General features: G+C 45.7%; 10 protein-coding genes, 1 rRNA gene, 2 pseudogenes and 2 riboswitches. All 13 genes and pseudogenes read left to right on the forward strand.

What is annotated here, in order from left to right; all coding sequences use genetic code 11:
- A pseudogene (locus tag AC1DSE_RS22810) lies at positions 1 to 121 on the forward strand (cysteine synthase A); the annotation flags it as partial.
- 113 nt (positions 122 to 234) lie between these two features.
- Entirely contained in the window at positions 235 to 1,839 is a 1,605-nt protein-coding gene (locus AC1DSE_RS22815) for an anthranilate synthase component I family protein (RefSeq protein ID WP_477511774.1), read from the forward strand.
- Positions 1,836 to 2,417 (forward strand): aminodeoxychorismate/anthranilate synthase component II, encoded by a 582-nt coding sequence (gene pabA, locus AC1DSE_RS22820; RefSeq protein WP_076271315.1) that lies wholly within the window; start codon positions 1,836 to 1,838, stop codon positions 2,415 to 2,417. Before AC1DSE_RS22815 ends, pabA begins: the two co-directional genes overlap by 4 nt.
- The gene (gene pabC / locus AC1DSE_RS22825; RefSeq protein WP_477511775.1) at positions 2,414 to 3,304 is read left to right on the forward strand and encodes an aminodeoxychorismate lyase; all 891 of its coding nucleotides are present in this window, start codon (positions 2,414 to 2,416) and stop codon (positions 3,302 to 3,304) included. The genes pabA and pabC overlap by 4 nt, the downstream gene beginning before the upstream one ends.
- Before the next feature lie 45 nt (positions 3,305 to 3,349).
- Entirely contained in the window at positions 3,350 to 4,198 is an 849-nt protein-coding gene (gene folP / locus AC1DSE_RS22830) for a dihydropteroate synthase (RefSeq protein ID WP_477511776.1), read from the forward strand.
- A gap of 61 nt (positions 4,199 to 4,259) precedes the next feature.
- A complete protein-coding gene (folB, locus tag AC1DSE_RS22835; protein WP_477511777.1) occupies positions 4,260 to 4,646 on the forward strand; it encodes a dihydroneopterin aldolase in 387 nt (128 codons plus the stop codon).
- Positions 4,621 to 5,178 (forward strand): 2-amino-4-hydroxy-6-hydroxymethyldihydropteridine diphosphokinase, encoded by a 558-nt coding sequence (folK, locus tag AC1DSE_RS22840; RefSeq protein WP_477511778.1) that lies wholly within the window; start codon positions 4,621 to 4,623, stop codon positions 5,176 to 5,178. The genes folB and folK overlap by 26 nt, the downstream gene beginning before the upstream one ends.
- Entirely contained in the window at positions 5,130 to 5,342 is a 213-nt protein-coding gene (locus tag AC1DSE_RS22845) for a helix-turn-helix domain-containing protein (protein WP_054025845.1), read from the forward strand. The genes folK and AC1DSE_RS22845 overlap by 49 nt, the downstream gene beginning before the upstream one ends.
- 58 nt (positions 5,343 to 5,400) lie before the next feature.
- Positions 5,401 to 5,683, forward strand: a pseudogene (locus AC1DSE_RS22850) (tRNA-dihydrouridine synthase); the annotation flags it as partial.
- A 419-nt stretch (positions 5,684 to 6,102) separates the two neighbouring features.
- Positions 6,103 to 6,579, forward strand: a complete 477-nt coding sequence (gene greA, locus AC1DSE_RS22855) for a transcription elongation factor GreA (protein WP_076271320.1) — start codon at positions 6,103 to 6,105, stop codon at positions 6,577 to 6,579.
- Between the two features lie 168 nt (positions 6,580 to 6,747).
- Positions 6,748 to 8,268, forward strand: a complete 1,521-nt coding sequence (gene lysS / locus AC1DSE_RS22860) for a lysine--tRNA ligase (RefSeq protein WP_430061203.1) — start codon at positions 6,748 to 6,750, stop codon at positions 8,266 to 8,268.
- 166 nt (positions 8,269 to 8,434) lie between these two features.
- Positions 8,435 to 8,513, forward strand: a riboswitch (cyclic di-GMP riboswitch).
- Between the two features lie 49 nt (positions 8,514 to 8,562).
- Positions 8,563 to 8,641, forward strand: a riboswitch (cyclic di-GMP riboswitch).
- 12 nt (positions 8,642 to 8,653) lie between these two features.
- Positions 8,654 to 9,463: a transglutaminase-like domain-containing protein gene (locus AC1DSE_RS22865; protein ID WP_477511779.1), complete on the forward strand. Its 810-nt coding sequence runs from the start codon at positions 8,654 to 8,656 to the stop codon at positions 9,461 to 9,463.
- Positions 9,464 to 9,780: 317 nt separating this feature from the next.
- Positions 9,781 to 10,095, forward strand: a 16S ribosomal RNA gene (locus AC1DSE_RS22870); the annotation flags it as partial.

The following is a 10,095-nucleotide window of genomic DNA, read 5'->3' on the forward strand; positions in this document are numbered from 1 at the left end:
ATCTATCTATGCGGCATTGCAAGTTGCGAAAGAGCTTGGCGAAGGAAAACGTGTTGTTGCGATTGTTCCAAGCAACGGCGAACGCTACCTTTCCACACCGCTGTTCAACTTCGAAAACTAATTTTTACTGCCTATATCGAACAGCCTTTCATTCCTCGGAATGGAAGGCTTTCTTTTTACTTAGCTATTCTGTATACTGAGCAAAATAAGTCAAGTATTCGGGGGTTGAAGGTGATGATCACCGCGATAGAGCAATGGACTCGGTGGCACGCCGAACAGAAATATACGACGCTGCCATTCGTTAAAGAATTACCCTTTGAGTTCGGTAATCGGGCGAACGTAACGTCATGGGAAGAAGTATGGCAGGACGCTTCGCCGCATGCTTTTGTACTAGAAAGCGGCAAGGACGGAAGATATACGTATTTGGGATTGCATCCTGACGGGGTTATCCGTGGAAAAGGACTGCAAGCAGAGTCAATACAATTCCATTCGCTAGAGGAGCAAAGCAAGCGCCGCTGGGAAGGTAAGCCGCTTGAGGTTGTGAGAGAATGGATGAGCGGTTTGCTGGGGCCGAAGCTTGAGAATGGGCCTAAATGGGTTGGCGGCTGTATCGGATTCTGGGGTTACGATGTCATCCGTTCGATCGAACGATTGCCGGTGCTAGCCGAGGATAATCAGGATATTCCTGATTATTTATTCATGCAAATGAATGAGATATGGATAATCGACCATGAGCAATCAAAAGTGTATTGTGCTGTCCATTCAAAAGTAGATCAAAATGCGGATCAAGAGGAGCTGCGTGCTGCTTATGACCGTGCTTCATCTAGAGCGGAAGGGATGACCGACTACTGGTTAACCTGGTTTGATGAGGAGCGCGCCCAGGCGAAGGCGATATCGCTTCGAGCAGAACGTCAGCGCTTGTTGACAGATGATTTATTGCAATTGGATGTGGATTCGATTTCTGGCATCACATCCCCTTTCTCGAAGCAAGCATACATGGACGCCGTTCGCAGCATTCAGCGATATATTGAGCAGGGTGACGTTTTTCAAGTGAATTTGTCCGTTCGTCAGAGCAAAGCGATTGCGGCTGCGCCGGAAGAACTTTATGAATGGATTCGACTAGTTAACCCATCGCCATATATGGGGTTTCTGCGTTGTCCTGATTTTCAGATTGTATCTGCATCCCCTGAACTTCTCGTTGAGCTCAACGATAACAAGCTGATCACAAGACCGATAGCTGGAACGCGTAGACGCGGGCGGACAGAGGAAGAGGATCGGCGCCTGGCTGACGAACTTCTCACGAATGAGAAGGAGCGGGCGGAGCATATTATGCTCGTTGACTTGGAGCGGAACGATCTTGGGCGGATTTCAACCTATGGTACGGTTAAGGTCGAAGAGTTTATGGTTATTGAACAATATTCGCATGTTATGCATCTTGTTTCTCAGGTAGTAGGACAGCTTGCAAACGGCAAAGATGCTTACGATGTTATATCGGCTACCTTCCCCGGAGGAACGATTACAGGTGCTCCAAAAATTCGCACAATGGAAATCATAGAAGAGCTTGAACCGACACGCAGAGGACCGTATACGGGCTCGCTTGGATGGATTGACTACAGCGGAGATATGGAATTTAATATTATTATTAGAACAATGGTGCTTCAGGAAGGCGTTGTTCATATTCAAGCGGGAGCAGGCATCGTTATTGATTCTGAGCCGGAGCGGGAATATAAAGAATCGCTAAACAAGGCGAAGGCATTATGGAAGGCCATTCAGTACAGCGAACGGTTTGCAGCAGTCGATTTGGCAGCGGAAACGGAAAAAGGGGGAGCCTTAACATGATTCTTGTCATCGATAATTATGATTCCTTTACGTACAATTTAGTGCAGTATTTGGGTGAGCTTGGGGAAGATATTACGGTAAAAAGAAACGACGAAATAGATTTAGCCGGAATCGAAGCATTAGCGCCCGATCATATTTTAATATCACCAGGTCCGTGTTCACCGAATGAAGCGGGCATTAGTTTATCTCTAATCGAGCATTTTAAAGGTAAAATCCCGATTTTTGGCGTATGTCTTGGTCATCAATCGATCGGACAAGCATTTGGCGGGGAAGTGGTACGTGCGGAGAAGCTGATGCACGGCAAAACGTCTGCCATTTATCATCAAGGAAAGTCCGTGTTTGAAGGTTTGCCATCACCTTTTACCGCTACTCGCTATCATTCTCTTATCGTACGCCGTGAAACGCTGCCTGATTGCTTGGAAATAACAGCGGAAACCGATGAAGGAGAAATTATGGGTTTGCGTCATAAGGAATATGCAATTGAAGGGGTGCAATTTCACCCTGAGTCCATTATAACGGAGCATGGCTTGACGATGCTTCGTAATTTCTTGCAAAATCGGACGGGCGCAGTGCGATGAAGGTCGAACTGAACGGCTCCGTAATGGATGCGAGCGAAGCCGTGATCTCAGTTTATGATCACGGCTTTTTGTACGGTATAGGTTTGTTCGAGACTTTCCGCACGTATGAGGGGAAGCCTTACTTACTAGATAGGCATATGAAGCGGTTATGCTCAGGCTGTGATCAGCTAGGAATTCAGTACACGCCTAATATGGAGGAGCTGAGCAGCTCCGTTAACGAGCTTCTTGTGGCGAATGAATTAAAAGATGGCTATATAAGACTAACCGTCAGTGCAGGCGAAGCTGAGCTAGGGTTGCCGACAGGAGATTATGAACAGCCGAATGTGTTAATGCTTGTAAAGGCTTTGCCGCCGGTTAATGATGCGGTTCATATGCGCGGACGGGAGCTGCGGCTTTTGCAGACAAGGAGGAATACGCCTGAGGGCGAGGTTCGCTTTAAGTCTCTCCATTATATGAACAATATTATTGCTAAGCGAGAGCTGCTTGCCAGTGGTGCTGCGCCTGGGGCCGAGGGTCTTATGCTCAGCCGAGAAGGATGGTTGGCGGAGGGAATCGTGAGCAACTTGTTTTTTGCTAAGGACAATGTTGTATATACGCCTGAACTGGCCACCGGCATATTGCCGGGCATTACACGCAAGCGAGTTCTGGAGCTGGCTGGCAGTGCAGGGTATGAAACCGAAGAGGGCCTTTATAGCTTGGAGAAGCTGCAAACGGCCGATGAGATTTGGCTTACCAATTCCATTCAGGAGCTCGTTCCCGTTACTCTGTTATCAGAAGCTGGCGGGGTGAGTAGAGTTATCGGCAACGGTCAAGCAGGTTCTATTACAAAGCAATTGCTTACTCTTTACCGACAGACGACAATTGACGGTGATGCTGGAGCTATCTAAGCTCTATAATCATGTAACATTAAGAAGAAGGATGGCGGTCTAACAATGGATCAACAACCAAATTTCTATAAAAGAACATATGTGTTTGGCAGCGGAACGAGGCTGGAGTTAGGCGGGCGTACGTTAATTATGGGCATTTTGAATGCGACACCTGATTCTTTCTCGGACGGCGGGAGCTACACGAGTGTGGATGCGGCTCTTGCCCGTGCGAAAGCGATGGTGGAGGAAGGCGCTGATATTATTGATATTGGCGGTGAATCGACACGTCCAGGATTTGAGCCGGTGGGAGTGGAGGAAGAGCTGCGGCGTATCCTTCCTGTTATTCAGGTTTTGCGTAAGGCGCTGCCGCACATTCCTTTATCCATCGATACATACAAAGCTGAGACTGCACGGCATGCGTTAGAGGCGGGTGCTCATATTATTAATGACATTTGGGGGCTTAAGGGCGACCCTAATATGGCCGCAGTTGCAGCTGAATATGCTTGTCCTGTCATCATCAATCATAACCGCCATGCGAGAGACTATAATGATTTTGTTCCCGATGTACTTGCAGATTTGCAGGGCAGTGTAAGCATTGCGCGAACGGCGGGCATCGCTGAAGATCAAATCTGGCTAGATCCGGGTATTGGTTTTGCCAAAACCTATGAGGATAATCTGGAGCTGCTTGGCCGTCTATCCGAGCTGCATGCACTTGGATATCCGGTGCTGCTTGGTACCTCGCGTAAACGATTCATTAAGCAGACGCTGAATCTGCCTGTTGATGAGCTTGTTGAGGGAACGGCTGCGACGGTTGCTCTTGGCATTGCGCACGGCTGCCAAATCGTACGTGTGCATGATGTGCGTGCAATTAAGCGTACTGCACTTATGACGGACGCCATTTTATATCGACATTAATTGTGTTGTTGAATGCCGTTTCTTATTTTAAATAAGGTACATCGTTAGGAGAGTGACTATAATGGATAAAATGATGATCAAAGGGATGAGGTTTTACGGCTACCACGGCGTATTTCCTGAAGAAAACAAGCTAGGCCAGAAATATCATGTGGATGTTGAGCTCAATATGGATTTGGAGCAAGCGGCGTTAACCGATGATTTGAACAGTACGGTGAATTATGCAGAAATCCACGCTCTCACGAAAACGATTGTAGAGGGCCCTCCGTTTAAGCTTATCGAAGCTTTAACAGGTCACATTGCATCGCAAGTACTGGAAGTTTATACTATGGTAAATGAAGTGACGGTTCGAGTAACGAAGCCTAACCCGCCGTTTGATATCCATTTTGACGGAGTAACGGTAGAACTGCGAAGAAAGCGGGACAATGATGGACGAACAATTCCCGCTTGATGGCGCACAGGCAGAGGCATATATTGCTTTAGGATCTAACATGGGAAACCGTGAGCAACTGCTGCTGGAAGCGATTAGCCTCATCGATGCGCACCCGAACATCGTGGTAAGCAAAGTGTCGGGTATGTATGAGACTGATCCGGTAGGCTACACAGAGCAACCGCCCTTTATCAATATGGCATTAGCTGTACGAACGACACTATCTCCATTAATGCTTTTGCGTCAGCTTTTGGAGTACGAGCAGCAGCTCGGTAGAGTTCGACAAATTCGTTGGGGACCGAGAACCATTGACCTTGATCTGCTCCTATACGATAATGTCAGAATGGATCAAGAGGAATTAACTTTGCCGCATCCGCGTATGATGGAGCGGTCGTTCGTTCTCGTTCCGCTGCATGATGTTTTGGATCAAACACATCGGCTGCAGTCCGAGGTAAGCGCAGTATCTGAAGCAGCGCTTCTGGATGGAAAGGAAGGCATTACGTTATGGAAAACAATCAATTGGCGCAGCGCGTCAGAGCCTTTCGAAAGCTGAAGGGCTATACTCAGCAGGAGCTGGCCAAGGAGCTTGGCGTATCGGTGGCCGTTCTTGGCTCATTGGAGCGAGGAACAAGAAAGACGGATACGAAGTTATTAAATCATATCGCTAAGACGCTCGGAATCAGCTATGAGGAATTAATGTCTGATAACCGTGAATAGTGCTGTCTGGTACACAAGACATGAACCATAAGCAATTAGAAGAGGAGGAAGGAGTGACATGCTGAAAATCGGTGGCATCGAAATGAAGAACAGAGTGGTGCTAGCGCCGATGGCAAGCGTGTGCTATTCTGCCTTTGATTAATTGCCAAGGAGTTTGGAACGGGTCTTGTATGTGCGGAGATGGTAAGCGACAAGGCCATTTTGCATGGTAGTATACGGGTAAGGCTAATTGGGACATTATAAAGGATGTCAAAGTAGCGGTATCGATTCCCGTAATTGGGAATGGCGACGTTTTCTCACCAGAGGATGCAAAAAGGCTGCTCGAACATACCGGCTGTGATCCGATGGTAGCGATTTTGGAAAACTACGTCCACTCGCTTGGAGAGGACGAAGAATTCCAAGCTGTCAGTGCTGTTTCAGCAATGAAGCGGGTTCTGCAGAAGTAGACGCTTACTAAAATACAAATAGATCGGTTATGCGATTTACCCCGTAACGGGAGCGAGCCGACACCATTCGACAAAAGCCGCTATCATGCGGCTTCTGCTCTACATTTCAGAAATGAAACGGTTTCAATGGGTCGTCTGGCTTTGATTGACATTCAGGGTAACTTTGCAATATAATCGTGCAATATAATCTAACGAAGACATCAAGAGCGCTTCAAACAACAGTTGGTATGAGGAATAAGAAGCGTAATATATTAGGTAACAGTGAATTCATACAAGGTATGAAAAATTAGTCACATGACAGGAGAATCGGAAAGATGAACGATAAGCAAATCATTCTGACTCAAGAAGGGCTGCGAAAGCTCGAAGATGAATTAGAGAACCTAAAGTCGGTCAAGCGTCGTGAAGTAGCTGAACGTATTAAAGTAGCAATTGGCTATGGTGATATAAGCGAAAACTCGGAATATGAAGATGCGAAGAATGAGCAAGCATTTATCGAAGGCCGCGTTCTTACCCTTGAGAAAATGTTGCGCAATGCGCGTATTATAAATAATGACGATATTGATATTGATACCGTGAGCATCGGTTCGATCGTAACGGTTGAGGATATGGAGTATGGCGACACAATGGATTATTCCATTGTTGGTACAGCGGAAGCCGATCCTTTGCAAAACAAGATTTCAAATGAAAGCCCGGTTGGTAAAGCGATTTTAGGCAAGAAAAAAGGCACCGTTGTCGAAGTTAGCGTACCAGTCGGCATTATTCAATACAAAATTCTCGATATCAAAAAATAATGTTTGCTATGAGCGGTTCAAAAAGCTTCCTTGTAGGAAGCTTTTTGAACGTTTAAAATATAAGAACGTATATTACAGGTCTATACATTGCTTATATTTTATTGCGAAACGAGATTTTGCTGCATGAATCCGGTGACAGCTGCTTGCTTTTGCCGAATGATCAAGGAGATGAAAGAAGTGGAACAAGAAAACAATGAACAGCAGGAGCTAAGTGAGCTCTTGCAAATTCGCAGAAACAAATTGGACGAGCTTAGAGGGTTAGGTGTGGATCCATTCGGCCGAAAGTTCGAACGCACTCATAACGCCAAAGATATTGTACAAGCCTATGAAGGGCTCAGCAAAGAAGAAATAGAAGAAAAAGCGGTTGAAGTGCGTATTGCTGGCCGTATTATGCAGAAACGCGGCATGGGCAAAGCGGGTTTTGCTACGATTCAAGATTTGAGCGGCAAGGTTCAAATTTATGTTCGTAAAGATTCCGTTGAAGAGCATAAGTTTGCAGCTTTTGACTTGCTGGATATCGGTGACATCATTGGCGTAGTAGGCGTTGTATTCAAAACGAATACAGGCGAAGTCTCTGTCAAAGCGCGTGATATTGAAGTTTTGACAAAGTCGCTTCTTCCATTGCCTGATAAATATCATGGCTTGAAAGACGTAGAGCTTCGTTATCGTCAGCGTTATGTTGACCTTATCGTGAATCCCGACGTCCAACAAACCTTTATTACTCGTTCCAAAATCATTCAATCCATGCGTCGCTACCTAGATTCCCGCGGGTATTTAGAAGTAGAAACACCAACGCTGCATTCCATTGCAGGCGGTGCTGCAGCACGCCCTTTCGAAACGCATCATAATGCGCTGGACATGCAGCTCTACATGCGTATTGCAATCGAGCTTCATTTGAAGCGACTGATTGTAGGCGGATTGGAGAAAGTATATGAGATCGGCCGTGTATACCGGAATGAGGGGATTTCGACTCGCCACAATCCAGAGTTTACAATGATTGAGCTTTACGAGGCTTATGCGGATTACAAGGATATTATGGCATTGACAGAGAATGTCATCGCACATATTGCGCAAGAGGTTCTTGGAACAACGAAAATCACTTATCAAGGCCAAGAAATTGATTTGACACCTCAGTGGCGCCGTGTCAGCATGGTTGAGCTTGTCAAAGAAACGACTGGCGTAGATTTCGGCGTGGAAATGAGCGACGAGGAAGCCCATCGTTTGGCGAAAGAACACAAAGTTGCCGTTGATCCGCATATGACGTTTGGTCATATTCTCAACGCTTTCTTTGAACAGTTCGGTGAGCACACGCTTATTCAGCCAACCTTTGTTACAGGACATCCGGTTGCTATTTCGCCGCTTGCTAAGAAGAGCGAAGCAGATCCACGCTTCACCGATCGTTTTGAGCTATTCATCGTAGCACGTGAGCATGCTAATGCATTTACGGAGCTTAACGATCCGATTGATCAGCGTGAGCGTTTCGAGTCGCAGCTTGTTGAGCGTGAGCATGGAAATGACGAGGCGCATGAGATGGATGAAGACTTTATCCGCGCTCTGGAATACGGCATGCCGCCAACAGGCGGACTAGGAATCGGTATCGACCGATTGATCATGCTTCTAACAGATGCTCCATCTATTCGTGATGTACTGTTGTTCCCTCATATGAGAGATCAGCGTTCTGCTGAATAAGAAAGAAACAAGGAACCGTTTGGCTTTTAGCAGCCAACGGTTCTTTTTTTCTAATATCGAGAATTTGCAACAACAATCCTTAAAAACATTCAAATTATGATTGATATTGTAGTACAATCTATTGATTTGCTAGATTCATATGGTAGAATAGAACTAATAAAGCGCTACACGATAACGGCAAACCTATCGAAAGGTAGGGACGCAAAGCTAAAGGGCCTTCCGTATGATGGCAGCCAGCTACCGAATGAACAGGCTTTTTTTGTTTTTATAGGGAAATTCATCACATAGCGCTTCACACGATAATGGCAAACCTATCGAAAGGTAGGGACGCAAAGCTAAAGGGCCTTCCGTAAGATGGCAGCCAGCTACCGAAGGGAGTATATTCATGCGTAAATTTATGTTAGTCATCGCAGCTTTTGTTCTTTTTGCATCCATCCATGTAACGGTCGTTCAGGCAAATGAAGCGGACTCTTCTGATTGGCTCAATACGGGGAATTTAGATAAAGGTGTTGTCTCCGTACAATATGCAGTGAACACTAAAGTGAAAACGAAGCTTATGATCGCAAAAGGCGCATCAAACTATACATATAATCTAACCGGCGGAAAAACAGCTGAGAAGTTTCCATTGCAGCTTGGCAATGGCGAATATACGATATCTGTTCTAGAGAATACAACAGGCAACAAATACAAACTGGCGAAGAAAGAAACGGTGACGCTTGATTTGAAAGACAACAAGGTTTTGTACTTGAATTCCATCCAGAACATTGACTGGTCGAATGCGAGCAGCGCCATCGTCAAGGCAAAAGAATTAGCGAGCAATAAAAAAACGGATATGGAGAAAGTAAAGGCAATCTACGAGTATATTATTACGAATGTAAGTTATGATAATCAATTAGCTGCTAATCTGTCAGTTGATTACCTCCCCAATATTGATCGCACATTTAAATCGAGAAAGGATATCTGCTACGGATACGCTTCATTGTTTGCGGCAATGCTGCGGAGCGTGGATATCCCTACGAAGCTCTTGATGGGACAATCTACTTATGTGGATGTTTATCATGCTTGGAACGAAGTGTACTTGGATGGGAAATGGGTTACGATTGATACGACAGTTGATGCGGGTCTAAAGAAGGGCAAGAAAAAGTATGAGCTTATCAAGGATGCAGCTCAATATACAGTTACAAAAACATATTAGAAGTTATACGAGCTTGCGGAAATCGCAGAGCTCGTTTTTTTATGTCTTTCTTCAATATAGGTGAGGAGGAAGCGAAGCAACGATTGCGCAATTAGAAGGCAAATAGGAGTGTTGAAAACTTTTTCGTAAATAATAAAAAAAACACTTGCAATGCTATATACGCCTATGATATATTATCTAGGTCGCCAACGAGATACACGGTCGACGAGAGAGAAAAGATTGCTCTTTGAAAACTGAACAACGAGTAATAACTGCCTCGCAAATCCTTCGGGATAAGCGAAAAAAGCGATAAAAAAGTAATGAGCATTTCAAACACCAATTTGGAGAGTTTGATCCTGGCTCAGGACGAACGCTGGCGGCGTGCCTAATACATGCAAGTCGAGCGGAGTTGATGAGGTGCTTGCACCTCTGATRCTTAGCGGCGGACGGGTGAGTAACACGTGGGTAACCTGCCTATAAGACTGGGATAACATTCGGAAACGAATGCTAATACCGGATACGCGATATGGTCGCATGACTGAATCGGGAAAGATGGAGCAATCTATCACTTATAGATGGACCCGCGGCGCATTAGCTAGTTGGTGAGGTAACGGCTCACCAAGGCGACGATGCGTAGCCGACCTGAGAGGGTG

The sequence above is a fragment of the Paenibacillus sp. 01L418 genome, from assembly GCF_056400045.1.